Source organism: Streptococcus mitis (genome assembly GCF_965111735.1).
GTDB classification, from domain to species: Bacteria; Bacillota; Bacilli; order Lactobacillales; family Streptococcaceae; genus Streptococcus; species Streptococcus mitis_DR.
In genome coordinates this window covers 573,730-600,473 of record NZ_OZ217346.1, presented here as the reverse complement: position 1 = coordinate 600,473, position 26,744 = coordinate 573,730, and the positions used below count along the sequence as shown (strand labels likewise).

At 39.5% G+C, this 26,744-nt stretch carries 25 protein-coding genes and 1 pseudogene; 5 read left to right on the top strand and 21 right to left on the bottom strand.

The features are described 5' to 3' along the window. Nucleotides 1-30: 30 nt before the first annotated feature. Genes glmM through cdaA form a run of 3 tightly spaced genes read right to left on the bottom strand, consistent with a single transcriptional unit; the run spans nt 31 to nt 3,031 of the window. Nucleotides 31-1,383, bottom strand: a complete 1,353-nt coding sequence (glmM, locus tag ACLV7W_RS02975; protein ID WP_000521444.1) for a phosphoglucosamine mutase — start codon at nt 1,381-1,383, stop codon at nt 31-33. 24 nt (nt 1,384-1,407) lie between these two features. After that, nucleotides 1,408-2,187: a YbbR-like domain-containing protein gene (locus ACLV7W_RS02970; RefSeq protein ID WP_001230940.1), complete on the bottom strand. Its 780-nt coding sequence runs from the start codon at nt 2,185-2,187 to the stop codon at nt 1,408-1,410. Next, nucleotides 2,174-3,031, bottom strand: coding sequence for a diadenylate cyclase CdaA (gene cdaA, locus ACLV7W_RS02965; RefSeq protein WP_411865413.1), 858 nt, complete (start codon nt 3,029-3,031; stop codon nt 2,174-2,176). Before cdaA ends, ACLV7W_RS02970 begins: the two co-directional genes overlap by 14 nt. A gap of 138 nt (nt 3,032-3,169) precedes the next feature. On the opposite strand from cdaA, the gene ACLV7W_RS02960 reads away from it, so the two are divergent. Continuing rightward, on the top strand, nt 3,170-4,138 hold the full coding sequence (locus ACLV7W_RS02960; RefSeq protein WP_411865412.1) for an NAD(P)/FAD-dependent oxidoreductase: 969 nt from the start codon (nt 3,170-3,172) through the stop codon (nt 4,136-4,138). Between the two features lie 61 nt (nt 4,139-4,199). Here ACLV7W_RS02960 and ACLV7W_RS02955 read toward each other — a convergent pair whose 3' ends face one another. The 16 genes from ACLV7W_RS02955 to ACLV7W_RS02880 all read right to left on the bottom strand — a co-directional run bounded on the left by ACLV7W_RS02955 (nt 4,200) and on the right by ACLV7W_RS02880 (nt 13,764). Next, entirely contained in the window at nt 4,200-4,511 is a 312-nt protein-coding gene (locus ACLV7W_RS02955) for a hypothetical protein (protein ID WP_061864395.1), read from the bottom strand. Next, nucleotides 4,511-4,903, bottom strand: a complete 393-nt coding sequence (locus tag ACLV7W_RS02950) for a hypothetical protein (RefSeq protein WP_411865411.1) — start codon at nt 4,901-4,903, stop codon at nt 4,511-4,513. The genes ACLV7W_RS02955 and ACLV7W_RS02950 overlap by 1 nt, the downstream gene beginning before the upstream one ends. Then, on the bottom strand, nt 4,900-6,144 hold the full coding sequence (locus ACLV7W_RS02945; protein ID WP_411865410.1) for an Mbeg1-like protein: 1,245 nt from the start codon (nt 6,142-6,144) through the stop codon (nt 4,900-4,902). Before ACLV7W_RS02945 ends, ACLV7W_RS02950 begins: the two co-directional genes overlap by 4 nt. Then, nucleotides 6,141-6,545: a DUF1310 family protein gene (locus ACLV7W_RS02940; RefSeq protein WP_411865409.1), complete on the bottom strand. Its 405-nt coding sequence runs from the start codon at nt 6,543-6,545 to the stop codon at nt 6,141-6,143. The genes ACLV7W_RS02945 and ACLV7W_RS02940 overlap by 4 nt, the downstream gene beginning before the upstream one ends. A gap of 47 nt (nt 6,546-6,592) precedes the next feature. Next, entirely contained in the window at nt 6,593-6,817 is a 225-nt protein-coding gene (locus ACLV7W_RS02935; protein WP_411865408.1) for a hypothetical protein, read from the bottom strand. After that, complete coding sequence (locus ACLV7W_RS02930; RefSeq protein WP_261266708.1) at nt 6,810-7,208, bottom strand: DUF1310 domain-containing protein; 399 nt, start codon at nt 7,206-7,208, stop codon at nt 6,810-6,812. Before ACLV7W_RS02930 ends, ACLV7W_RS02935 begins: the two co-directional genes overlap by 8 nt. Nucleotides 7,209-7,251: 43 nt before the next feature. Next, nucleotides 7,252-7,479 (bottom strand): hypothetical protein, encoded by a 228-nt coding sequence (locus ACLV7W_RS02925; RefSeq protein WP_411865407.1) that lies wholly within the window; start codon nt 7,477-7,479, stop codon nt 7,252-7,254. Next, entirely contained in the window at nt 7,476-7,871 is a 396-nt protein-coding gene (locus tag ACLV7W_RS02920) for a DUF1310 family protein (RefSeq protein WP_411865406.1), read from the bottom strand. The genes ACLV7W_RS02925 and ACLV7W_RS02920 overlap by 4 nt, the downstream gene beginning before the upstream one ends. Before the next feature lie 136 nt (nt 7,872-8,007). Beyond that, nucleotides 8,008-8,919: a DNA-binding protein WhiA gene (gene whiA, locus ACLV7W_RS02915; RefSeq protein ID WP_050389334.1), complete on the bottom strand. Its 912-nt coding sequence runs from the start codon at nt 8,917-8,919 to the stop codon at nt 8,008-8,010. Further along, complete coding sequence (locus tag ACLV7W_RS02910) at nt 8,916-9,893, bottom strand: YvcK family protein (protein WP_411865405.1); 978 nt, start codon at nt 9,891-9,893, stop codon at nt 8,916-8,918. The genes whiA and ACLV7W_RS02910 overlap by 4 nt, the downstream gene beginning before the upstream one ends. Continuing rightward, on the bottom strand, nt 9,890-10,780 hold the full coding sequence (gene rapZ, locus ACLV7W_RS02905; RefSeq protein WP_000163058.1) for an RNase adapter RapZ: 891 nt from the start codon (nt 10,778-10,780) through the stop codon (nt 9,890-9,892). The genes ACLV7W_RS02910 and rapZ overlap by 4 nt, the downstream gene beginning before the upstream one ends. 51 nt (nt 10,781-10,831) lie before the next feature. Then, nucleotides 10,832-11,212, bottom strand: a complete 381-nt coding sequence (locus tag ACLV7W_RS02900) for a RidA family protein (RefSeq protein ID WP_001140420.1) — start codon at nt 11,210-11,212, stop codon at nt 10,832-10,834. Nucleotides 11,213-11,222: 10 nt separating this feature from the next. Beyond that, the gene (gene yihA, locus ACLV7W_RS02895) at nt 11,223-11,810 is read right to left on the bottom strand and encodes a ribosome biogenesis GTP-binding protein YihA/YsxC (RefSeq protein WP_000405202.1); all 588 of its coding nucleotides are present in this window, start codon (nt 11,808-11,810) and stop codon (nt 11,223-11,225) included. An 8-nt stretch (nt 11,811-11,818) separates the two neighbouring features. Beyond that, complete coding sequence (gene clpX, locus ACLV7W_RS02890) at nt 11,819-13,051, bottom strand: ATP-dependent Clp protease ATP-binding subunit ClpX (RefSeq protein WP_012972566.1); 1,233 nt, start codon at nt 13,049-13,051, stop codon at nt 11,819-11,821. 36 nt (nt 13,052-13,087) lie between these two features. Beyond that, nucleotides 13,088-13,258, bottom strand: a complete 171-nt coding sequence (locus tag ACLV7W_RS02885; RefSeq protein WP_000442260.1) for a hypothetical protein — start codon at nt 13,256-13,258, stop codon at nt 13,088-13,090. Then, nucleotides 13,258-13,764, bottom strand: a complete 507-nt coding sequence (locus ACLV7W_RS02880) for a dihydrofolate reductase (protein ID WP_070842829.1) — start codon at nt 13,762-13,764, stop codon at nt 13,258-13,260. Before ACLV7W_RS02880 ends, ACLV7W_RS02885 begins: the two co-directional genes overlap by 1 nt. Nucleotides 13,765-13,975: 211 nt before the next feature. Between ACLV7W_RS02880 and ACLV7W_RS02875 the strand changes: the two are divergent. From ACLV7W_RS02875 to ACLV7W_RS02865, 3 genes and pseudogenes are all read left to right on the top strand, one after another. Then, nucleotides 13,976-15,373, top strand: a pseudogene (locus tag ACLV7W_RS02875) (IS1182 family transposase); the annotation flags it as partial. A 145-nt stretch (nt 15,374-15,518) separates the two neighbouring features. Continuing rightward, nucleotides 15,519-16,775, top strand: a complete 1,257-nt coding sequence (locus ACLV7W_RS02870) for an ISL3 family transposase (protein WP_411865403.1) — start codon at nt 15,519-15,521, stop codon at nt 16,773-16,775. 217 nt (nt 16,776-16,992) lie between these two features. Next, a protein-coding gene (locus ACLV7W_RS02865; protein WP_134813905.1) for an IS3 family transposase occupies nt 16,993-18,344 on the top strand; the annotation gives its coding sequence in 2 pieces (ribosomal slippage) (nt 16,993-17,434 and nt 17,434-18,344; 1,353 coding nt in all). Nucleotides 18,345-18,440: 96 nt separating this feature from the next. Here ACLV7W_RS02865 and ACLV7W_RS02860 read toward each other — a convergent pair. Then, nucleotides 18,441-19,298: a bifunctional methylenetetrahydrofolate dehydrogenase/methenyltetrahydrofolate cyclohydrolase gene (locus tag ACLV7W_RS02860; protein ID WP_194251556.1), complete on the bottom strand. Its 858-nt coding sequence runs from the start codon at nt 19,296-19,298 to the stop codon at nt 18,441-18,443. Between the two features lie 224 nt (nt 19,299-19,522). Between ACLV7W_RS02860 and ACLV7W_RS02855 the strand changes: the two genes are divergently transcribed. Further along, nucleotides 19,523-20,779, top strand: coding sequence for an ISL3 family transposase (locus ACLV7W_RS02855; protein ID WP_411865402.1), 1,257 nt, complete (start codon nt 19,523-19,525; stop codon nt 20,777-20,779). A 79-nt stretch (nt 20,780-20,858) separates the two neighbouring features. Here the strand turns inward: ACLV7W_RS02855 and ACLV7W_RS02850 are convergent, their stop codons facing one another. Continuing rightward, nucleotides 20,859-26,666, bottom strand: a complete 5,808-nt coding sequence (locus ACLV7W_RS02850) for a Rib/alpha-like domain-containing protein (RefSeq protein ID WP_411865401.1) — start codon at nt 26,664-26,666, stop codon at nt 20,859-20,861. Between the last annotated feature and the right edge of the window lie 78 nt (nt 26,667-26,744).

Genomic DNA, 26,744 nt, shown 5'->3' with positions numbered 1-26,744 from the left:
CAATCTAAAAACTCTTACCACTTACAAGATTTAGTCAATCCCGATTTCAGCTCGAACTACGTCTGCGATGGTATCAACATAGTAGTCTACTTCTTCTGTTGTAGGCGCTTCTGCCATAACACGCAAGAGGGGCTCTGTTCCACTTGGACGAACAAGGATACGGCCATTCCCTGCCATTTCTTCTTCCATCTTCTCGATGATAGCCTTAATAGCTGGCACTTCCATAGCCTTTTCCTTCATGGCATTTTCCACTCGGATATTGACTAATTTTTGTGGATAGATGGTTACTTCTGCTGCCAACTCTGACAAACTCTTACCAGTTTCCTTCATGATTTTTGTCAATTGGACAGCTGATAATTGACCATCACCTGTTGTATTGTAGTCCATCAAGATAACGTGACCAGACTGTTCACCACCGAGGTTGTAGCCTGATTTTCTCATTTCTTCAACAACGTAGCGGTCGCCAACTGCAGTGACTGCCTTGTTAATGCCTTCACGGTCCAAGGCCTTGTGGAAACCAAGGTTAGACATAACGGTTGTCACAATTGTATTTTGAGCCAATTGTCCTTTTTCAGAAAGGTATTTCCCGATGATGTACATAATTTTGTCACCATCAACGATATCACCATTCTCATCAACAGCAATCAAGCGGTCACTGTCTCCGTCAAAGGCCAAACCAATAGCTGAGCCGCTTTCTTTAACCACTTCTTGAAGGGCTTCTGGGTGGGTTGAACCAACATTAAGGTTGATGTTAAGACCGTCTGGCGTTTCTCCTATAACAGTTAATTGAGAGCCAAGATCTGCAAAGATTTGACGGGCACTTGTAGAAGCTGCACCATTGGCTGTATCCAAGGCAACCTTCATTCCATCAAGAGGAGTTCCAGTTGAAACAAGGTAGCCTTCATACTTACGCAAGCCTTCTGGATAATCTACCAAGGTTCCCAAGCCTTCTGCGCTTGGACGAGGAAGAGTATCTTCCGCAGCATCTAGCAAGGCTTCAATTTCTGCTTCTTTTTCATCATCTAGTTTGAAGCCATCACCGCCAAAGAACTTAATTCCATTATCAAGGGCTGGGTTGTGACTAGCAGAAATCATGACACCCGCACTAGCTCCCTCAGTTTTTACCAAGTAAGCTACTGCTGGTGTTGCAAGGACACCAAGTTTGTAGACGTGAATCCCTACAGAGAGGAGACCTGCCACTAAGGCAGATTCTAGCATTTCCCCAGAAATACGTGTATCACGTCCTACAAAAACTTTCGGTGCTTCCGTTTCATGTTGACTGAGAACATAGCCTCCAAAGCGTCCTAGTTTAAAGGCCAATTCTGGCGTTAATTCTACGTTAGCTTCTCCACGGACTCCATCAGTCCCAAAATATTTACCCATTTTTATAAAATCCTTTTCCTATTTTTAATTCGTTTTTGAACTAGTTGCTTTCGTTGACGAAGATGTCTCCGACGAACTGCTTGTAGTTGAATTTGATGTACTTGAACTTGGTGCTACTGGTTTTGTAGTCACCTTCATTGTTGTGTCGAACGGAGTAATAACTGCCGGTAAGACAACACCATTACGGTCGATTGCCTGCAAAGGTACTGAACCACTGTAATTTCCTGTAATCCGTTCGCTAGTTGGTAAAAGCGCAATAATACGATCAATTTTAGCTAGTGTTTCTTGGTCAGTTGTGACAGAAACTCGTTCGTTTGACACGGTTACACTATCAATTTGTAGCTTGGAATCAATCTGGCTTTGGTCAACTTGTGGCACAACAATCATCCCATCTCGCTTAACCTTCTTCCCAACTTTCACTGTAATCTTTTGAGGCGTTGCCACAGCGGTCAATCCGCTTGGAAGATTTTCAATGTTCAAGGGAACTTCAATCGTTCCAACACTGGCATCCGTCAAATCCGCTGTGACCTTAAACTTACGAGTGCTCTCCTGCATTTCGCTGGCCAAGGTCACACGATTAGCTCCGGTTAATATCACTGAAACTTCTGATGCAAATCCACTAATGAAATACTGGTCATTATCATAGTGAATATCGATAGGAACGTTCGTTATCGTATTGGTGTAGGTTTCTGATTTGACCTGCCTTGCGGTATTGCTATTTTGAAAGTTGGTTGACGTCGCATAGATAAATAAGACACAAGCAAAAAAGAGAGATGAAATGATATATAGACTATTTTTTCTCATATTTCCAACCTCCTAGCAAACGGTCCTTGAAACTGACTTTTTCCTCAACAGCTGGCAAAAGAATTGCTCGTAGCTCTGCTTCAAATTCTTCAATCGTCAAGTCGTGCTTGAAAACACCGTTATAGGTAATAGAAATGCCTCCTGTTTCCTCTGAGACGATGAAGGTCAAGGCATCGGATACTTCTGACAAACCGATAGCCGCCCGGTGTCTGGTCCCAAATTCCTTGGAAATCCCTGTGCTTTCTGTCAAGGGAAGATAGGCAGAGGTTACTGCTATTCGATTTTCTCTGATAATCACAGCACCATCGTGTAGGGGAGTGTTGGGGATAAAGATATTAATAAGGAGTTCAGCTGAAATATTGGCATCCAAAGGAATCCCTGTCGCAATGTATTCTTGTAAGGTCCGAACTCGTTGGATGGCAACCAGAGCACCAATTTTACGAGGACTCATATATTCAACCGACTTGACAAAGGCACGAATCATTTGCTCTTCTGCACTAATTTGAGTAGTAGAAAAGAAATCTGTTGCTCTTCCCAAACGTTCCAAACCAGTTCGAATCTCTGGAGAGAAGATAACAACCGCAGCAATAACCCCATAGGTGATAATCTGATTAATCAACCAAGAAATCGTTGTTAAACCAAGGATATTGGCCACAACCTGGGCTAATACAAAGATCACGACCCCACGCACCAAAATCATAATCTTGGTGCCAGCTATCGCTTTTGTAAAACGATATAAAATATAGGCCACAATCAAAATATCAAACAGATTGATGGCAATACTCCAAGGACTAGAAAACAAGCTAGTCCAATATTGCAGGTTGGATAATTGTTGAAAGTTCATCTGCTGTCTCCTCTCTGTCCAAACACGTTCCTTTCTATTATACCATTTTTCTGGCATTTTTTTCCCTATCCTACTTCATTTTAAATTAAAGAAAAAATATGATAAAATAAACTTACTAGAAAAAACAAAGGAGAAACCATGTCTCAACTCTATGATATTACCATTGTAGGTGGCGGTCCTGTCGGGCTCTTTGCAGCCTTTTATGCCCACCTACGCCAAGCTAAGGTTCAAATCATCGACTCTCTTCCCCAACTAGGTGGACAACCTGCTATTCTCTATCCTGAAAAGGAAATCCTAGACGTCCCAGGTTTCCCAAATCTGACTGGAGAAGAATTGACCAACCGCTTGATTGAACAACTAAATGGCTTTGATACCCCTATTCATCTCAACGAAACGGTTCTTGAGATTGAAAAACAAGAAGAAGGCTTTGCCATTACAACTTCTAAAGGAAGTCACCTGTCTAAAACAGTTATCATCGCTATGGGTGGCGGTGCCTTCAAACCACGTCCGCTGGAACTAGAAGGCGTTGAAGGCTATGAAAATATCCACTACCACGTTTCCAACATCCAGCAATACGCTGGTAAGAAAGTGACGATTCTGGGTGGAGGAGACTCGGCTGTAGATTGGGCTTTGGCTTTTGAAAAAATTTCACCAACCACCCTTGTTCACCGCAGAGATAATTTCCGCGCCTTGGAGCACAGTGTTCAAGCCTTGCAGGAATCTTCTGTGACCATCAAGACACCATTCGTCCCTAGCCAACTCCTTGGAGATGGAAAAACGCTCGATAAACTTGAAATCACAAAAGTCAAATCTGATGAAGTAGAAACGATTGACCTAGACCACCTCTTTGTTAACTATGGTTTCAAATCTTCTGTCGGTAACCTTAAAAACTGGGGTCTGGACCTCAACCGTCACAAGATTATCGTCAACAGCAAGCAAGAATCTAGCCAAGCAGGTATCTATGCTATCGGTGACTGCTGCTACTATGATGGAAAAATTGATCTGATTGCGACAGGGCTTGGAGAAGCACCGACTGCTGTCAACAATGCCATCAACTACATTGACCCAGAGCAAAAAGTACAACCAAAACACTCTACTAGTTTATAAAAAAGAACCACGAGTCAAATGCGATTCGTGGTTTTATAGTTCATCGGCTATAACTGGAGTTTTACTTTGTACCATTTAAAGCATTTGGATATTCTTTACTTTTCGTTTCTATAGTTTCAACTACTTTTGTAGAAAATTCTCCCTTCATCGAACTATCAATATTTTTCGAAACTTCTTTCAAACTTTCTTGAGCACTTAATAGAGAAATTTTCATATATTTTTCTGTATCTTTTTCTATAGTGGAAATACGAGCTTTTTTTGCTGGAGCCAAGATGTTTTTTATAAATGATCGTTCCAACTCTTTTTCAATATTTCTTAGTGCCTCCTCTCCTCCCGCGAAAAAATCATTGATATAATCAAATACATTCGCCATTACTTTTTACCTCGTTCTTCTAAGCGCCGTTGCTGTTCCTGGGCTCTGTCAAGCCCATCTTCTAAAAGACGGTATTGTCGTTTGTATTCTTGCTCTAGCTTCATCTCTTCTTGTTCGAGTTGCCCTTGTCTATTTCGATATGCCATCTCGATTTGCTGACTAAAGTTGGATGCGAGTTGATTGGACTGATAACGCCATTCGGTTGTATCTCCACCTAACTGGTCTAAGGAATGGGAAATGATTCGATGCTTCTCATCAATCATATGCCGCAATTGTTGAAATTTATAGTTGGCTTCCTCATACTGATTTTCGATTTTTTTACAAGAACGTCGATAGTTATCCTCACATTCTTCTAAACGCTGGCGCTTTTTCCAGATGTCATCCTGAATCATAACACACTCTCCCACTGGCTAAATTTACTAGCTAATTCCCTGTCTTCATCTAATTTCTTCTGAATTCCGTTTTGGATTTGCTTTTCCAAGTCTGTAAAATCTTTTTCTAACTGTTTTGCCTTATCTACAACAGGATGAAACCGATTCTGAATGATACCAATAGTTGTTTCATAGTTCAAGCCTCCTTCGGAATAGGCGACCTCTGTTTCATATGAACTAAGGATAAAGCCCCAAGGGACATTACTGCAAGATGCAAATACTTCACTTACGTCTTGAATTCCTCTATTATAGATATTTTTTATAATATCCATCTCCTCTGTGACGATACGGCAAATACCCGAAGCTGCAATCTTAGCTTGCTCAGAGTCCAGAAAGAGTTGTTCCCCTGCTGTATATCCATCGGAAGACAATATATTTTTAAGTGTTTTATACCCTTCCATTTTAATCAGAAAGTCGTTATATGCGACTGTACTGGTGTTGGAGAAAATTTTTATTTTCCAATCCTTATCCAAGCGATAACCATAGGTCATATGTTGATTGATAGGGTCTTCTGATTCACTATCTACATAATAAACCATACCTACAGACCCGATACTGCCCTTGGCAATATCTCTACCAACCATGCTAATATTATCTTTAGCGTCAGCATAGTTATAGATACGCCCTTTAATCTGATCAACAATTTTTCTCTGTTCGGGGCTAAGGATTCGATAGATATCAGGCCCGTTAAAGATATAAGCCTGTTGGATTCGTTCGATTTGGGCCGCTTCAAGGGCAGCCATGGCATACTGAGCATCCATAGATCCAAGCGAATGCCCATAGATATTAATCTTGGCATTGGGATATTTTTCCATGATGTCTTTTAAAGCTCTGGCAGAAGCCTTTAATTGCTCAGTAGATTGATCTTGATCGCTGGGAACATTTTGTTTCAGGATATGCGTTCCAATCACGAAATCATTTTCTGCCCAGTCATTCCAGACATCTGCTGTTTCTTTAAAAATATGATCTGGGCCCGTAGAACCACGAAAGAGGACCGTTACTTCCTCTACATCCTCAGCATTTTCTTTGGGATTTTTTACAACCGCATAAACCTGCTCACCCGCTCCTGTAGTATTGTTGTATACTTGGGTGACAGTGCCAACGCTTCTATCATATTGGTCCTTAACCTCACGATTAATTGAGTTATCGTTATATTCAGTCATTGCAATCTGAAGATTTGAATCATCGACATATTTTCTCATTTTTTAGATTCCTTTAACATAGATGATAATTTAGGTGATACAGTATATCCATAAGATTCATAAGATTCATAATTTCCTGAATTATCTTTTATTAAGCCAAAGTGAAAATCTAATTCCTTATCATTATTAAAATATATCCTTACCATTAGTCCTCCCATTGGATTATACTCTAAAGTTTCTGTATCAATATCATATGATTTAATGATTCCATCTTCTGTTAATGCTTTAGGATCATTTGCCTTCATATGATTTTCATAAACCTTCTTTGCCTCATCGCTGGTCGCGATGGCAATCATTTCTTGTTTCTTTTGATATTGGTGCATGCTACAACCTCCTATTGTGATTCCAATTACTGCTAAAATACTAAATAAAATAATCATGCTTTTTTTAGGTTTTTTCATGGTGCCTCCTTTATGCTATCCTATCAATGAATTAGGGACTAACTTACTCATAGTATAGCATAACTTTCCTGTACCTTATCAGCTTTTTCATCAGGATTTTTTACAACTGCATAAACCTGCTCGCCAGCTCCTGTAGTATTGTTGTAGACTTGGGTGACAGTGCCAAGTTGATCTCCTCTTTGAGTTTTCACAACATGATCTAAATCCATTTCAGAGTCATACTCTGTCATTGCTATTTGAAGATTTTTATCGTTTACATAGTCCTTAATCATTTTTTCCTTCTTCCAAAATCCTGTTTAGGTCACCAGTATATCCATAGTATGCAGTACTATAGGTACCATCTCCATTATCTATTAAGTTAAAATTCATCCTAAGATCTTTTTTCCCGTTCAAAAATAAACGTACCATTAAACCTCCCATTGGATTATAGGAAAGTTTTTCTTTATCAATTTCATAACTCTTAATGATACCCTCTTCGGTCAGTGCTTTGGGATCTTCTTTCTTTAAATATTCTTCATAAACCTTTCTCGCCTCATCACTTGTCGCGATGGCAATCATTTCTTGTTTCTTTTGGTATTGGTGCATGCTACAACCTCCTACTGCGATTCCAATTACAGCTAAAATACTGAATAAAATAATCATGCTTTTTTTAGATGTTTTCATGTTTCCTCCTTTATGCTATCCTATCAATGAATTAGGAACTAACTTACTCATAGTATAGCATAACTTTCCTCACATCCTCAGCTTTTTCATCAGGATTTTTTACAACCGCATAAACCTGCTCGTCCGCTCCTGTGGTATTGTTGTATACTTGGGTGACAGTGCCAAGTTCGCTTTCATATTGGTCATATAAAGTTCTTTCCTCGCCCATATTATCCTGATACTCTGCCATTGCAGTTTGAAGGTTATTTTCTTTAACATAATTTTGTGTCATTCATTATTTCCTTTCAAAAGTTTGGATAATTTTGGTGAAGTAGAATAATATGCTGAATGGTATGAACCATCTTTGTTTTCAATCAAATTATAATTTATATTTAATTCATTATCTTTGTTGATAACCACCGAAACCATCAATCCCCCCATTGGATTATAATCTAAGCTACTTTCATCAACAACATAATCCTGGATAACACCTGCATTAGTAAATGCATTAGGATCCTTCGATTTCATAAAATGTTCATAAACCTTCTTCGCCTCATCGCTGGTCGCGATGGCAATCATTTCCTGTTTCTTTTGGTATTGGTGCATGCTACAACCTCCTACTGTGATTCCAATTACTGCTAAAATACTGAATAAAATAATCATACTTTTTTTAGTTTTTTTCATGGTGTCTCCTTTAACCTGACTGTGTAGCTCATCTATAGTATACCATATATTATACAGTCGACTTTCATTAAAATGTTTTTCACATATTTATTTTATTAAGTTAAAAAAATAACCACGAGTCCTACGATTCGTGGTTTTATAGTTCATCGGCTATCTTGTTGATTTTTCTGAGTCTGTGGTTAACACCACTTTTGGTTAAAGGGTTGCTGAGGCTATCTGCTAACTGCTGGATAGAGTAGTCTGGGTGCTGAATTCGCAACTGCGCTACCTCCTGCAAATCTACTGGTAGATTTTCTAGGCCCATGATATCTTTGATTTTACTGATATTGTTGATAGTCTTCATGCTGGCAGAAACTGTCCGAGCAATATTCGCCGTTTCAGCATTATTAGCACGATTAAGGTCGTTACGGGTTTCTCGTAAAATCTTAACTCGCTCAAAATCATCACGCGCCTTCATGGCTCCGATGACAATCAAGAAGTCCATAATATCTTCGGCTCGCTGGAGATAGGTCACAGCCCCCTTCTTGCGTTCAAGCACCTTGGCATCCAGTAAAAACTGCTGGAGAAGAGAGGCAATCCCTTGCGCGTGGTCCAGATAAACAGAACTGATTTCCAACTGGTACTTGCCTGACTCAGGGTCACGAATGCTGCCATTTGCCAAGAAAGCGCCACAGAGATAGGCACGGCCTGCTTCCTCGTCTGATAAAATCGCCCCATCAATACCTGTTTCCAGACCAAAGAACGAGTCTGCCAAGTGCAAATCACTCAATAAGTCCTGCACCTTTTCATCTGTAAAAACGGTATAGACCCGATTCTTACGAAGATTGCTCCGTTGGTGGTGTCGGATTTCCGATTTGATTTCGTAGAAATGGAGAAAGGACTCATAGAGGTGCCGAGCCAGTTTGGCATTTTCTGTCACGACAGACAAGGTCAAGCCCGAAGTCGAAAGACCGATGCTACCAGACATCTTGATAATGGCAGATAATTCATGCCGGCTCAGATGGTGCTGACCTAGAATTTCTTCTTTTACTGCTACTGTGAAACTCATTTTCTCACCTTTATAATGCGCATCAACTCATCCACGATCAAATCTCCATCGTGGAAGGCACCCCCATTTTCCAGACGAAGGAAGTTGGATGAAATCACACGCGGAACTTGCTTACAAAGACCAGCAAAATCATGTTCCACCTGCACCAAGTATTCATCAAAACGGTTGGAATTCATGTATTCCTGAGGCACTTTTTCGATATTCACCAAGACAGTGTCGATAAAAGGTCGGCCAAGGTGACGATGCAAGACTTCCACATGGTCACTATCTGTAAAGTGTTCCGTCTCCCCACGTTGGGTCATGATATTGCAGACATAGGCGATTTCTGCCTTGGTTTCCAAAAGCGCCTGCCCGATTTCCTTAATCACGATATTGGGCAAAATCGAGGTAAAGAGAGAACCAGGTCCGAGGACAATCATGTCACTTTCAAGAATGGTCTGCACTACTCGACGGCTAGCCAGAGGCGTATCATCATTGAGGGTATTGGTCACATAGACATGGTCAATCATGCCTGGATGGTCTGCAATATGACTCTCTCCAGCCACTTCTGTACCACCCTGAAAGACTGCATGAAGGGTCAAGGGATGGTCACTGGAAGGATAAATCTTCCCTGTTGTATGGAAAAATTTGCTCAACAACTGCATGGCATTATAGGTTGAACCCTGCATTTCTGACAGCCCTGCAATAATGAGATTGCCCAATGGATGGCCAGCAAAGGCTCCCGCATCTTCAGAAAAGCGATACTGAAAGACTTTCTCATAAAACTTAGGCATATCCGACATGGCCACAAGGACATTACGAAGATCACCTGGCGGTGTCAATTGTTGCATATTTTTTCGGAGTTCACCTGATGAACCACCATCATCTGCCACCGTTACGATAGCAGCGATTTCCACATCTTTTTCCCGCAGACTTTTTAGAATGACAGGGATCCCAGTACCTCCACCAATCACCGTTATCTTTGGTTTTCTCATGAACGGTTTACCGTTTCCTTTCTTCGGTCTTTGTCGCGATGCCCTTCATTGACAGGCCAATTCTTGGATAAGTCCTGCGCCAAGCGTTTAGCAAAGGCCACACTACGGTGTTGCCCACCCGTACAACCCATGGCAATAGTCAAAACAGACTTCCCTTCCTTTTGGTAACTTGGCAAAATCGGCTCAATCAAGGCCAACAAATGTTGATAAAAGTCTTCTGACTCAGGATGATTCATGACATAGTCATAAACAGGTTCATCCACACCCGTTTGGTTTCTCAGTTCTGGAAGGTAATAGGGATTTGGCAAAAAGCGCACATCAAAGACTAAATCTGCATCAATCGGGATTCCATATTTAAAGCCGAAAGACATGACCTCGATACGGAAAGACTGGGTTTGTTCTTGATCCGAAAACTGCTCTGCAATGGTTTTACGCAGTTCACGAGGAGTAAGTTCTGTCGTATCCACCACATTTTGGCTCATGTTTTTCAGTGGTGCTAAGAGTTCACGTTCCAGCTTAATTCCATCTAAAATCCGTCCATCTGCTGCTAATGGGTGACTCCGTCTGGTTTCCTTGTAACGAGCGACCAATTCCTTATCGGCTGCATCCAAAAAGAGAATTTTGAAATCCAAATCATCTTGATTTTCCAACTCATCCAAAACAGCTTGAATCTCTGAGAAGAAAGAACGGCTACGCATATCTACTACCAAGGCCAACTTATGGTCGTCTTCCTTTGTTTCCACCAACTGCAAAAACTTAGGCAAAAGAGCTGGTGGCATATTATCAATAGTAAAATAACCCAAATCTTCGAAGGACTGAATGGCAACTGTTTTCCCTGCCCCACTCATTCCTGTTACAATCACCAAGTGAAGTTGTTTCTTTGTCATCTTTTTCTCCTTATATCAAAAGAAGTTTGGCAACACCAAACTTCAACTAGCTTATCCAATCTCTGCGATGACTTCGATTTCGACTTTTACATCACGAGGAAGACGAGCTACCTCTACTGCTGAACGAGCTGGAAATTCCTCTTTAAAGGCCGTTTGGTAAACCTCGTTAAAAGGAACAAAGTCGTTCATATCGCTCAAGAAACAAGTTGTTTTGACAACATGGTCAAAGTCTGTTCCTGCCTCTGCCAAAATAGCACCGATGTTTTTCAAGACTTGTTCTGTTTGCTCTTGGATTGTTTCTCCAACGATTTCCCCAGTTTCAGGAGAGAGAGGAACTTGACCACTAGCAAACAAAAGGTTGCCAACGATTTTTCCTTGAACATAGGGTCCGATAGCCTTTGGAGCTTTGTCTGTATGAATTGTTTTTGCCATTTTCTTTTCCTCACAATTTTTCTAAGATTGCATCCCAAGCCTCATCCATCCCTGCCTTACTGACAGATGAAAAGAGGATGAAGTCGTCACTTGGGTCAAAGTTTAATTTCTTTTTGATTGCTGATTCATGCTTATTCCATTTACCACGAGGAATCTTGTCCGCCTTGGTCGCCACAATAATGACTGGAATCTCATAATACTTGAGAAATTCGTACATCTGCACATCATCTGCTGACGGGTCATGACGGAGATCCACCAGACTGACCACTGCACGGAGATTTTCCCGAGTCGTTAGGTACTCCTCAATCATGCGCCCCCACTTTTCACGTTCCTTTTTAGAAACACGGGCATAGCCATAACCAGGCACATCCACAAATCGCATCTTATCATCGATATTAAAGAAGTTGAGAAGCTGGGTTTTACCAGGTTTACCTGATGTTCGGGCTAGATTCTTGCGGTTCAGCATGGTGTTGATAAAGCTAGACTTGCCAACATTTGAACGCCCTGCTAGGGCAATCTCTGGCAGTTCATCCTGTGGGTAGTGGGATTTATTCGCCGCACTGAGCAAGATTTCAGCATTGTGTGTATTGATTTCCATAGTCACCTCTAGGCTGTTTCCAAGATTGGTTTATCCGTTCCATCGACAGCTTCTTTTGTGATGCGAACCAATTTCACATTTTCCTGACTCGGTACTTCAAACATGACGTCTAGCATGGTTTCTTCGATGATGGAGCGAAGACCACGCGCACCAGTTTTGCGTTCGATGGCTTTATTGGCAATCTCTTGAAGAGCTTCGTCGTCAAATTCCAACTCGACATCATCGTAAGAAAGCAAGGTTTGGTACTGTTTCACCAAAGCATTTCTTGGCTCTTTCAAAATGCGCACCAAGTCATCAACCGTTAATTGCTCAAGAGCTGCAAAGACAGGCAAACGTCCAATCAACTCAGGGATAATACCAAATTTTTGAATATCTTCAGCGATGATTTCTTGCATGTAAGAGCTGTTTTCATCAATCGCTTTATTGTTTTGACCAAATCCGATGACTTTTTCACCCAGACGTTGTTTGACGATTTCTTCAATACCATCAAAGGCACCACCCACGATGAAGAGGATGTTTTTGGTATCTACTTGAATCATCTCTTGTTGCGGATGTTTTCGTCCACCTTGAGGCGGCACGCTAGCAACAGTTCCCTCGATAATCTTGAGAAGGGCTTGTTGCACCCCTTCACCAGAAACATCACGTGTGATAGACACGTTCTCGCTCTTCTTGGCAATCTTATCAATTTCATCCACGTAGATAATGCCACGCTCTGCACGTTCAATGTTAAAGTCAGCAGCCTGCAGGAGTTTGAGGAGGATATTTTCCACATCCTCACCAACATAACCAGCCTCAGTAAGAGCTGTTGCATCCGCAATCGCAAAAGGCACATTCAAGCTCTTAGCCAAGGTCTGGGCAAGGAAAGTTTTCCCTGAACCAGTTGGGCCAATCATCAAGATATTTGACTTCTGCAAATCTACATCTTCCGACTCTTCACGCGTATCGTGGAAATTGATGCGTTTGTAGTGGTTGTAAACCGCCACTGCCAAGGCACGCTTGGCACGATCTTGACCGATTACATAGTGGTTCAAGATATGGAGGAGTTCGATTGGTTTTGGAACTTCAGACAAGTCTGCCAAGACTTCTTCCGCCAACTCCTCTCGAATGATTTCCTGAGCCAACTCCACACATTCATTACAGATAAAGGCGTTGTTGCCTGCGATTATTTTTTGTACTTCTTCTTGGCTTTTGCCACAAAATGAGCAATAAACCATCATATCATTATTCCTATTTGTAGGCATGATTTCCTTCCGTTCTATTCTATACTGTCATTCTATCTAAAATAAGGTCATGTAAAAAGCATGAATACTATTGACCAAATTAGTAAAGGCATTTAACCAGAGCAGGACAGAAAGTCCATAACGCTTTTTACGAAAAGCCTGTGCTCCTGCAAGCAAGCAGACCAAACACAGCATGGCTGTGAAAAAACCAAATATACTACGTTCCATTAGACTTCCTTTCTCTTGCGGTATTGGATGGTAAAATCATAAGGATTTTTCTCATCTTTGGTATAAGATTTGCTTGAAACCGTCTCAAAAAGAGACAAGTCAAACTCTTCAGGAAAATAGGTATCTCCCTCCACCCGTGCATGGATTTGAGTGACAATGACTTCATCCAAATAGGGTTCAAAAGCCTGAAAAATTTGCTTTCCACCGATAATATAGAGATTCTTGTCTTGACCCTGATACCAGTCTAGAACAGACTGGATGTCCTGAAAAGTAGTAACTCCGTCTAGCTTTTCTTCCAAATTACGTGTCAAAATCAAGGTCTCCCGTTTTGGAAGCAGTCGACGTCCCATCCCATCAAAGGTCACGCGTCCCATCAAGATAGCATGATTCAGAGTTGTTTCTTTAAAGTGTTGCAATTCTGCTGGCAAATACCAAGGCAGACGATTGTCCTTCCCAATCACACCCTCTTCATCCTGGGCCCAAATAGCTACAATTTTCTTAGTCATGCTTCCATCCTTTTCACTGATAGTACTATTTTATCAAAAAACTCAAAAAAAGACTGGTTTGGAATGCGTTCAGTTTGATAGAAAAGAAGAGTCTGGGACAATAGTCTCTTGTCTCCAAAAAAAGCAACGGATTTGCCGTTGCTTTTTTGCATGGTTGCGATAGTCTTAATAAAATGGAATTGCTTAATAAATCATTTAGAAAGGCCATCCCATGCATATTCACTATAACAAAAATCAAACAACTTTACCACTAGAAATCAGTTCTTTCTTACCACAAGACCATCTCGTCTTTACTATTGAAAAAGTGGTGAATACCTTGGAGGATTGTCACTTCCATGCCTTCTATCATGCCTTTGGTCGCCTGTCTTATCACCCTAAAATGCTTATAGCTACTCTTCTATTTGCCTATTCACAAGGGATTTTCTCTGGACGAAAAATCGAAAAAATGATGATTGAAAACCTCGCTATGCAGTACCTAACAGGACCGTTGGTTGTCAGCTACCGCACCATCAATCGTTTTCGAGTCGCTGAAGAGATGGAAGAACTCATACGTAATCTTTTCATGGACCTCAATCTTCGTTTAAAAATGGAAGAGTTAGTGACCTTAAATTGTCTGTTTATTGACGGGACTAAGATTGAAGCCAATGCCAACAAGTATAGTTTTGTGTGGAAGAAAGCGACAGAGAAATTCTCCGCCAAACTGCAAGAACAGATACAGAACTATTTTCAAGAAGAAATCACTCCCCTTATCTATCAAGCTATCGAACTGGATACACAAGAGCCTATCTCCTCAGAGCAGTTGCTTGCATTCGCTCAAGTCCTTGAAGGAGAATTGAAAAAATTGAACCAGGACATTGAGGAGACACCCGTTAAAGGGAAGGATGAACGTAAAACCCCGCGTCGTAAACTCAAGGAAGTCTTGCGTAAAGTCAAGGAGGATTTTTCAGTACGTGCTGAAAAGTATAAGAAGTATCAAGAGACATTTGAAGGGCGCAACAGCTTTTCCAAAACCGATCCAGATGACACTTTTATGCGAATGAAAGAAGATTATATGAAAAATGGCCAACTCAAGGCTGCTTATAATCTTCAAATCGCTACTGAAAACCAATTTGTTCTTCACTATGATGTCTTCTCAAATCCGACAGACACCAAGACTCTTCTGCCATTCCTTGAAACCTATCCGCATGACTTGAAGACAGTTGTTGCAGATGCTGGATATGGAAGTGAAGAGAACCTCCTTCGTTTAGATGAAAAGGGGGTGAACCATCTGATTAAATATGCCATGTTTGACAAGGAACAGAAGAGAGGGTATAAACAGTCAGCTAGAAACTTAGCGAATTGGCACTATGATGACAAGGAGGATAGCTACACACATCCTGATAGCTGGTATTATCGTTTTCACCATATCAAACATCAGAAAACACAGACGGACTTTCAACAGGAAATCAAGGTTTACTACGCTGATGAACCTGAATCAGCCCCTCAAAAGGGACTGTATATGAACGAACGCTATCAAAACTTGAAAGCTAAAGAATGTCAGGCGCTTTTATCTCCCGAAGGTAGACAGATTTTCGCTCAACGCAAGATTGATGTGGAACCTGTCTTTGGGTAGATAAAGGCTTGTTTGGGTGGCTCTATAATATTTGTAGTGGGTAAATCCCCTATGGATATTATGGAGCCTATTTTGTTGTAGAAAAAAAGTTCCATAATATCTATAATGAAAAGCAACAAAACAACTCATTAGAAAGATTCATATGGAACAATTACATTTTATCACAAAATTACTAGACATTAAAGACCCTAATATTCAAATTATAGATATCATCAATAGGGATACACTCAGGGAAATCATTGCTAAATTGGACTACGATGCCCCATCTTGTCCTGATTGTGGAAGTCAAATGAAGAAATATGACTTTCAAAAACCGTCTAAGATCCCTTACCTCGAAACAACTGGTATGCCTACTAGAATTCTCCTTAAAAAACGCCGTTTTAAGTGCTATCAGTGCTCTAAAATGACGGTCACTGAGACTCCTCTAGTAAAGAAAAATCATCAAATCCCTCGTATCATTAATCAAAAAATTGCTCAAAAGCTGATTGAAAAGACTTCTTTGACCGATATTGCTCATCAGCTGTCCATTTCAACTTCAACTGTTATTCGCAAGCTCAATGACTTTCACTTTAAACATGATTTTTCTCGCCTTCCACAGATTATGTCCTGGGACGAGTATACCTTTACAAAGGGAAAAATGAGTTTCATTGCACAAGATTTTGAAAAGCTCAATATCACCGCTGTTCTTGAAGGTAGAACACAAGCTATTATCCGAAATCACTTTCTTAAATATGATAGGGCAGTCCGATGTCGAGTGAAAATCATTACTATGGATATGTTTAGTCCCTACTATGACTTGGCTAGAAAACTTTTTCCGTGTGCTAAAATCGTTCTAGATCGTTTCCATATTGTACAACATCTAAGCTGTGCTATGAGTCGTGTGCGTGTCCAAATCATGAATCAGTTTGAACGAAAATCTCATGAATACAAGGCTATCAAACGCTACTGGAAACTCATCCAACAGGATAGTCGTAAACTTAGCGCTAAACGTTTTTATCGTCCTACTTTTCGTATGCACTTGACCAATAAAGAGATTCTAGACAAGCTTTTGAACTATTCAGAAGACTTGAAACACCACTATCATCTCTACCAGCTCCTGCTTTTTCACTTTCAGAACAAAGAGGCAGACAAATTTTTCGGACTGATTGAGGACAATATAAAGCAGGTTCATCCTCTTTTTCAGACTGTCTTTAAAACCTTTCTAAAGGACAAAGAGAAAATTGTCAATGCCCTTCAACTACCCTATTCAAACGCCAAATTAGAAGCGACCAATAATCTCATCAAACTTATCAAGCGCAATGCCTTTGGTTTTCGGAACTTTGAAAACTTCAAAAAAAGGATTTTTATCGCTCTAAACATCAAAAAAGAAAGGACGAAATTTGTCCTTTCTCGAGCTTAGCTTTTCTTCAACCCACTACAGTTGACAAAGAGCCGTTTGGGTTACAAGAGATGTAATCTGAGAGGGAAGCGTCAAGTGAGAATTGACATAGGGTTGGTACTTATGGCCAATAACCTCCTCAAATACAATAAGAGAACGACTCAAAATTAAAAAGCTAGAGTTTGAACTGCACCCCAAAAGTTAGACAGAAAAAATCTAACTTTTGGGGTGTTTTATTATGAAATTGAGTTATGAAGATAAAGTTCAGATCTATGAACTTAGAAAACAAGGATATAGCTTAGAGAAGCTTTCAAATAAATTTGAGATAAACAATTCTAATCTTAGGTACATGATTAAATTGATTGATCGTTACGGAATAGAGTTCGTCAAAAAAGGGAAAAATCGTTACTATTCTCCTCATTTAAAACAAGAAATGATTAATAAAGTCTTACATGAAAACTGGTCTCAAGATAGAGTTTCTCTCAAATATGCTCTCCCAAATCGTGGTATGCTTCCAAATTGGCTAGCACAATATAAGAAAAACGGGTATACTATTGTTGAGAAAACAAGAGGGAGACCAACTAAAATGGGACGTAAACGGAAGAAAACCTGGGAAGAAATGACAGAACTAGAGCGACTCCAAGAGGAGAATGAACGCTTACGGACTGAGGTGGCCTACCTAAAAAAGTTAAAAGAGCTGGAAGACAGGGACGAAGCCTTAGAGCGAGAAAGGCAGAGACAATTAGAGAAATGGCTTCAGGAGGATTTCGACTAGATTTACTTCTTGAAACAGCACGTTTAGCTCGCTCAACTTACTATTATCAGTTGAAACAACTGGATGGGCTTGATAAAGATAAAGAGCTTAAAACCGAAATTCAGGCCATTTATAATGACCATAAAGGAAATTATGGCTATCGTAGAGTTACTCTTGAATTGAGGAATCGTGGTCATATAGTAAACCATAAGAAGGTCCAACGTCTGATGAAAGTCCTTGGTTTAACAGCTCGAATTCGCCGGAAACGAAAGTATTCTTCCTACCAAGGAGAGATTGGTAAGAAAGCAGAGAATCTCATTCAACGTCAGTTTGAAGCATCAAGGCCAATGGAAAAGTGCTATACGGATGTGACAGAGTTTGCCATTCCAAATAGCACACAGAAACTCTATTTATCGCCAGTTTTAGATGGATTTAATAGCGAAATTATCGCCTATAATCTTTCAACTTCACCAAACTTAGAACAAGTGAAAGCTATGTTAAACCAGGCCTTTACAGAGAAACACTACGAGCATACGATTCTCCATAGCGATCAAGGCTGGCAATACCAACACGATTTTTATCATCGGTTCCTAGAGAGTAAGGGAATTCAAGCATCCATGTCACGCAAGGGCAACAGCCCAGACAATGGCATGATGGAGTCCTTCTTTGGCATTTTGAAATCTGAAATGTTTTATGGTTATGAGAAGCACTTTAGGTCTTTAGAAGACCTTGAACAAGCTATTGTGGACTACATTGATTACTACAACAACAAACGAATTAAAGTCAAACTAAAAGGACTTAGCCCTGTGCAATACAGAACTAAATCCTTTCAATAATTATTTGTCCAACTTTTGGGGGTCAGTACAGTTCCGCAATTGGAAATCTCTAGCTTTTTTGTGGCTGAGAACTATTTTGTCTCAGGTTCTTTTTTCCTATTTTATATCCAATGTCCGAAGTGCTGCTTGATAAGTTTGCTCCATTAGCATAGTAATGGTCATAGGACCAACACCTCCAGGAACTGGCGTGATATGGCTAGCCAGTGGTGCAACCGCCTCATAATCAACATCCCCACAAAGCTTACCATTTTCATCGCGGTTCATCCCTACATCAATGACAACCGCACCTGGTTTGACAAAGTCAGCAGTCACAAACTTGGCATGACCGATTGCGACCACCAGAATATCCGCTTTAGCAGCAACCTTAGCAAGATTATGGGTGCGTGAGTGGGTCAAGGTCACTGTTGCATTCTTGGCCAAAAGAAGCTGGGCCATGGGCTTTCCAACGATATTGGAACGACCGATGACGACCGCATTTTTACCTTCCAAGTCAATACCATATTCATGAAACATTTCCATAATTCCTGCAGGTGTTGATGGAATCATAACTGGATGTCCAGACCAAAGGCGTCCCATATTTAGAGGATGAAAACCATCCACATCCTTTTCTGGATCAATGGCTAATAAAACTGCCTCTTCATCAATGTGCTTTGGTAATGGCAACTGAACCAAAATCCCATGCCAAGCTGGATCTTGATTGTATTTGGCAATCAAGTCTAACAATTCCTCTTGAGTAATGTTCTCTGGAACTCGCACAACTTCACTACGGAATCCTGCTGCAAGGGCTGACCTCTCCTTGTTGCGAACATAGACTTGGCTGGCAGAGTTGTCTCCAACTAAAATCACCACCAAACCAGGTACTAGACCAGTTTCTTCCTTTAATCTTGCAGTCTTTTTAGCCAGCTGTCCTTGTAACTTAGCTGCTAGAGCCTTCCCATCAATAATCTGTGTCATATCACTTCTCTTTTCTTTCAAATATCTTCCATTATACCAAAAACTACTGGTTCCCTCTAACATTTCTTTCCTAGGCAATCCTATAGTTTCAAACTATAAGGGCTCTATAATATTTGTAGTGGGTAAATCCCCTATGGATATTATGGAGCCTATTTTGTTGTAGAAAAAAAGTCCCATATGACCTATAATGAAAAGCAACAAAACAACTCATTAGAAAGAATCATATGGAACAATTACATTTTATCACAAAACTACTCGACATTAAAGACCCCAATATCCAATTTATGGACATCATCAATAAGGATACACTCAGGGAAATCATCGCCAAACTGGACTACGACGCCCCATCTTGCCCTGAGTGTGGAAGTCAAATGAAGAAATATGACTTTCAAAAACCGTCTAAGATCCCTTACCTCGAAACAACTGGTATGCCTACTAGAATTCTCCTTAAAAAACGCCGTTTTAACTGCTATAAGTGCTCGAAAATAGCGGTCTCCGAGACCTCCCTCGTCAAGAAGAATCATCAAATCCCTCGTATCATTAATCAAAAAATTGCTCAAAAGCTGATTGAAAAGACTTCTTTGACCGATATTGCTCATCAGCTGTCCATTTCAACTTCAACTGTTATTCGCAAGCTCAATGACTTTCACTTTAAGCATGATTTTTCTCGCCTTCCACAGATTATGTCCTGGGACGAGTATACCTTTACAAAGGGAAAGATGAGTTTCATTGCGCAAGATTTTGATAATCTTAATATCATCACTGTTCTTGAGGAACGAACACAAGCTGTCATCCGAAATCACTTTCTTCGATACGATAGAGCCGTTCGTTGTCAGGTGAAAATCATTACTATGGATATGTTTAGTCCCTACTATGACTTAGCTAGAAAACTTTTTCCGTGTGCTAAAATCGTTCTAGATCGTTTCCATATTGTACAACATCTAAGCCGTGCTATGAGTCGTGTGCGTGTCCAAATCATGAATCAGTTTGAACGAAAATCTCATGAATACAAGGCTATCAAACGCTACTGGAAACTCATCCAACAGGATAGTCGTAAACTTAGCGATAAACGTTTTTATCGTCCTACTTTTCGTATGCACTTGACCAATAAAGAGATTCTAGACAAGCTTTTGAACTATTCAGAAGACTTGAAACACCGCTATCATCTCTACCAGCTCCTGCTTTTTCACTTTCAGGACAAGAAGCCTGACAAATTTTTCGGACTGATTGAGGACAATATAAAGCAGGTTCATCCTCTTTTTCAGACTGTCTTTAAAACCTTTCTAAAGGACAAAGAGAAAATTGTCAATGCCCTTCAACTACACTATTCAAATGCCAAATTAGAAGCGACCAATAATCTCATCAAACTTATCAAGCGCAATGCCTTTGGATTTCGAGACTTTAAAAACTTCAAAAAAAGGATTTTTATCGCTCTAAACATCAAAAAAGAAAGGACGAAATTTGTCCTTTCTCGAGCTTAGCTTTTCTTCAACCCACTACAGTTGACAAAGAGCCTAAAAAAAGAAGATGACGAATCATCTTCTCAAAAACTATGAGTTTTTAGTCTTCTTTTTTCTTGCGAGCAAGAAGTCCAAATCCACCTAAGGCTCCAAGAAGTCCAAGCGCTGCGAGGCTAGCGTTAGCTTCTGTACCTGTGTTAGGCAATTCTTTTTGACCATCAACATATTTAGGTGTTGCTGGTTTAGCAGCTGTGTCAGTTGCTACTGTTGCATCTGCTTGAGCTGGTGCCGCTGGTTGAGCTTGATTTGGTGTTGCTGGCTGTCCTGGTTCCGTAGGAGTTACAGGTTGATCAGGAGCAGTTGGTCTTGACGGAACATTTTGTGGAGTCTGTGGTGTTTGTGGAGTAGGAGTTGGTCTGTAGTTGTTACCACCATTTCCACCACCATTGTTTGGTTGTGACTCAGAACCACGTTTTGGAGTTACTGTTACTGGTACTTCTAACTCAACGATTTCTCCTGTTGGTAATTTCACCTTAACCTTAACTCCTGGTTTTTTCCCAGCTGTTTCTGTTGTTGGAATTACCCAGTTCTCTTCGATGATTTCCCATCCTTCTTCTTTAGGAAGTTCGATATGTTTCTTAACATCATCTTTAGTAATAGGTGTTCCTACTTCTACTTCGATTGGAGTTACTTTTGGTGTTACGATTACTGGTACTTTTACTGTAACTGTTTTTCCATTTGGTAATTTCACTTCTACTGGTACAGTTGGTTTTGCTCCTGGTGTTGTTGTTGCTGGAATTTCTCCAACATTTGTAATTTCCCAATCTTTTGGTAGGTCAACATGTTTCTTAACATCTTCTGCTGTGACTGGAGTTCCAACTTCCACTACCACTGGAGTTACTTTTGGTGTTACGATTACTGGCACTTTAACTTCTTTAGTAGCAATAATGTTTCCATCTTTATCTTTATACTCAACTGTTACAGTTACAGAGTCTTTTTCACCCGCTGTTTCTGTTCCTGGAGTTGTTAATGGAGTTTCTTTAACTGTTACTGTTACACCTTCTGGTAATCCTTTGGTATTTTCAGCTGATTCTTTTACTTTATCAGCAACAGCTTTTTCAAGTGTACCTTTATCAGTATCTTTCGGTACAACGACACCTTTTGGAGAAACTTTTGGCAATACTGTTACTGGTACTGTTACAACTTCTTCTCCACCATCTTTATAAGTAACTTTCGCTGTTACTTTAACATCATTAGCTCCAACTTTACCTTCTGTTGTTGGAATAGCTTTGTTGATATCTTCATCAGTGACAGGTGTTTTAGTTCCATCTGTATCAGGAGTGATTGCTTTGTTTACATCATCAGCTTTTGGTTTGTCACCTTCTACAACGTAGACTGGTTTAATATCTGAACCTTTCACATTTACTGTTACAGGGATTGTAGTTGTGTAGTCTTTTCCATCAACTGTGTATGTTACTGGTACTTCTACTGTTGTTACTCCAGTTCCTTTATTAGCTGTTACTTTGTCTTCGATAGCTTTTGTTACATCACCTACAGTTACTGTAGCACCTTGTGGTAGTTTAGATACGAAATCAGTCGCTTTAACTGCTTCATCAGCTTTAGCTTTAGCTAATTCTTTCAGTTTGTCTGGAGTTGTTCCTTTAGTTACTGTTACGTCTGCTTTAGCTACTGGTAATACTGTAACTGGTACTTTTACTTTCTCAGGTTCTTTCATTCCTGAATAAGTTACTGGGACTTCTACTGTTACATCTGTAGCTCCAGCTTTTCCAGCTGTTTCTGGTAATGTTGTTGGTTCTCCAACTGTTCCACCTTGTCCTGGTGTTACAGATTCTTTAACTTTATCTTTTTCAGGCGTTGTTCCTTCAAACACAACTACTGATTTTGGAGTTGATCCAACTACTGTTACAGGAACTTCTACTTCTTTCGTTCCAATAACATTTCCTTTATCATCAGTATATTCAACAACAACTGTCGCAGGTTTTGGTTTTCCTGTTTCAGTTACTTCAGCTGTTGTTGGTGTAGTTCCTGCTTTCACTTCTTTAACTTTTACAGTTACACCTTCAGGAAGTTTATCTTTTGGTAATGCTGCTACAACTTCTTCAGCTTTTGCTTTAACTGCATCTTCTAATTTTTCGCTTCCTTTAAGAACTGTTAATCCTTCAGGTTTCACTAATGGTAATACTTTAACGACTGCAGGTACTTCTACAAGTTTGTCTTCACCATCTTTAACTACTACTGTTACTTTCTTATCTCCTGAGGTTGTTGTATCAACTGGTTCTTTATATTCAAATTTAGTTCCTTCTGGATATTGTTCAGGATCAATACTCTTCTCTGGATTAATATCTTTACTTGGATCTTTTTCGAATACATATTGTGTCTTAGGATCTACTACCATTACTTTAGCTGGTACTTTAACGATTGTTTCTCCATTAAGTTCAGCTACAACTACAACATCTTTTTCACCTGAAGTTGTTGTGTCTACTGGAGTTTCATATTTAAATGTAGTTCCTTTTGGATATTCATCTGGAGTAATGCTTGATTTAACATCAGGTTGTGGTTTCTTAGGATCTGCAACAACAAATTGTGGTTTACTATCTACTACACGTACTGTTGCTGGTACTTTTACTAATTCGTTACCATCTTTATCTGTTACGATAACCTTAACTTCTTTATCTCCAGTTGATGATGTATCAGGTTCTTTTTCATAAGTGAATTTCGCACCTTCTGGATAATCAGATGGGTCAATGCTATCTTCTGCTTTTGGAGCAGTTTTTGGATCTACTGGTACGATTTGTGGGTATCCTTGAACAACTTTCACTGGTACATTAACAGTTTCTTCACGTTTATTATCACCTGAACCGTATGTTACTGTTACTGGTGCAGTTAATGTATCATCTCCAACTTTTCCTTTTGTTTCAGGAATCTTAGTTTCATCTACAGTTTTGTCATTTCCTTCTGTAGTAACCGCATTTTTTAGTTTTTCTGCTGTTGGTTTATCACCTTCCACAACATAAACAGGAGTTGGTGTTGAAACTTTTGGAGTTAACTTAATTGTAAAGCTTTGATCTTTATCTGAATCAGAATCAAATGTTGGATCTTGATCGAATGGATTTTCTTTAACTGTGTAACCCATTGATTTTAACACATCAAGACGAGCTTGAATTTTATCTTCTGGAATTTGTGTTCCAGCTTTACCTGAAAGATCAGTAATATTAAACTTCTCATCTAATGGTGTTTCTTTACCAGCTGCATCTACAGAAACAAAGTTAACTGTAGCTTTTTGAATTCCAGGTGCATATTGAATTGGAGTCTTACCGAATTTATCAGTTGGGTCAAAGTTATCTGGAACTTTGTATCCTTTAGATGGATCTGCAGGATCAACTGGTGTTAATTCTACTCCATTATATTTTGGAACATATCCATCTACATAAGGAATAACTACCTTACTGAAATCACCAGGTTTTGTTGGGTCATTTGGATTGTTTGGATATTTAATTGTATCTGGTGCATCTTGTGGTTTCTTACCAGCTGGATACTCAGGTGTAAATGATCCAATTTCTTTATAAAGAACTTTCACTACTTCATTAGTAACTTCACCTGTTTCAGATGGTATTGGTGCTTCTTTTTCTTCGATAGTTTTATCAGCAGGCTCTACTTGTAAGTAGTTTTCAATTACTGGAGAAGTAACTTCATTAAATTTACCTTTTCCATCTTCTACTGAAGCATCTGATATTTCTGCTCCTTCATAAACAGTCCAATCAGAGTATTTTACTTCACCTGTTTCTGGGTTTACAGTTGCTGTACGTTTGTAAGTTACTTTTTGAACTCTATCTGGAGCCGTTTCTGGGTCGATAGGTTGAGCGTTTGGATTATCTTTATCATTAACATTGATAAATTTAACCGTACGTGTCACTTCTTTAACTAAGTCATCACGTGTTACACCAGCTGGGTATTTACCATAATTTTCATCTCCTGGTTTAACTGGTGTATCAGCTGTTTTTGGAGATACTGGAGCTGTTGTGCTTGGATTTGTTGGGTCAGCTGTTACTGTTGGATCTACTGTAATTAAGTCTAATACGTGAACAGTTACTTCTGCTTCAGTAGATTTCTTACCTTCACTATCCGTTGATTGTACTTTCACAGTGTAATCACCAACTGTAGTTGTATCTAATCCGCCGTCATTACTTACAGCAATCGTCGGTTTAGTAGTTTCATCCCCATCACGATCATCTTCTAAGTCAGTTGCTGTTGGTTTTGCTACTTCAACAACTTTATCAGCATTCCATTTGTCAGCTGCTTTAGTTTTATAAACATAAATATCTTTCTTAGCTTCTACTTTTGGAGCTTCGTTGACAATGTTTGCATAACTTGGTTCAGAAACGTTTCCTACTGGTGAAACTGAAGTTGCAGCAATCTTCTCATTACCTTCATGTGTATGAAGACTAACATCTTTAAGACTTACTTTTAATTTACCTTCAGGAGTTGTTTCTACTTTAGTATCTCCTTGATACCAACCATCATCTTTTTTCTCTAATTCGATAATGTCATTATTTGGTAATGTGATTTTGATTTTCTTACCAATTTCATTTTCAATTTGTAAAGCTTTTTTAATTTCAGCTATTCTTTTAGCTGTTTCTTCATCTGATAGAGTAACTCCATTATTATCAGCTACTTTTTTAAGATTAGCTTTAATCTCATCATCTGATGGAGTTAATGAACCTGGTGCGTCCCCTGTATTTACTAATAAGTATTTTTCTTGATTCTTTGCATCTGAATCTCCTACAACACTATCTGTGTGGACTTCTTCAACTGTAGCTGATTTAGGTTTACGAGCATCAATATAGATTGTTCTATTATAGTAGTAATCTGGATTATCAGTCCATCTTAACCCATTAGCTTTATAGTTTCCATCATAAGCGTAAGGTCCTTTATCTCCAGTCCATAACCATGGGTAAATTCTATTTCCTTCAGCATCTTGAGTACCCATTCCACCTGTTCCTGTAACTTTAAATGTAGCATCTCCTACATAATCATCTTCAGTTGTAAATGGAATTGAGAATTTTTTTGATGTTTCTCCTGCAGCTTTTAGATTGTTTTTACCATATTGAACTGCATTTACATCCATACTTAATGTATTAGTCGCTTCATCATAACGAACATTTGTTAAGTATCCTTGATCCGTCCAAATAGATTCACCTTTTGCTTTAGATAAGTCTAATTTTTTGTAGTTTGTAGTGGAAACTGTGCCTAATTTAACACCTTTTGGAACTTGTACTTTAATGTTAAATGTACCACCGTAAGGGAAAGTATTTTCAACACCACCAACGTTTTTCAATTCAAGGTTTAATTTACCTTCTTGAGAACGTTTATATAATTTATCTTTTGTGAATCCGTACTCTCCACTCTTACCTTCACTAGTAACGTTTGTAGTTAATTGCATACCCGGACCAGTAGCAAGACCTACACCACCGATAATGAATCCATCTTGAACATCTTTAAAATTACCATCATCTTTTGCTTTGATTGTAACTTTAACTTTACTTGTTCCTTCTGGAACATGATAAATTCTTGCAATATTATTCCAACTATCAGATGGTGTTCCTTGATTTGAACCTGCTGGTCTTCCTGTAGCTTCCGTTGGAGTGCTTCCATCTCTCATTGGAATAGAAGCAATTTTCTTACCTGTGTATGCATCTGTAATTTCTACACTTACTTCTTCACCTTCACTAGATAAAGCAGCTTTACCATATGCTCCATTGTAAACCATATTGAAGAATAATTCAGAATTAGGGTTTACGTCATATTCTTTAGATAAAGTAACACCTTTACTTCCTAATTCAAGATAGTAATCTCTATCTTTAACATTTCCTCTAGCATCGTTTTTCATTCCATCTAGAGTAATAGCACCACCTAAGAACTTACCATCTGCTGTTGGTTGGTTTTGAGTAGCAGTTGAAGCATCATG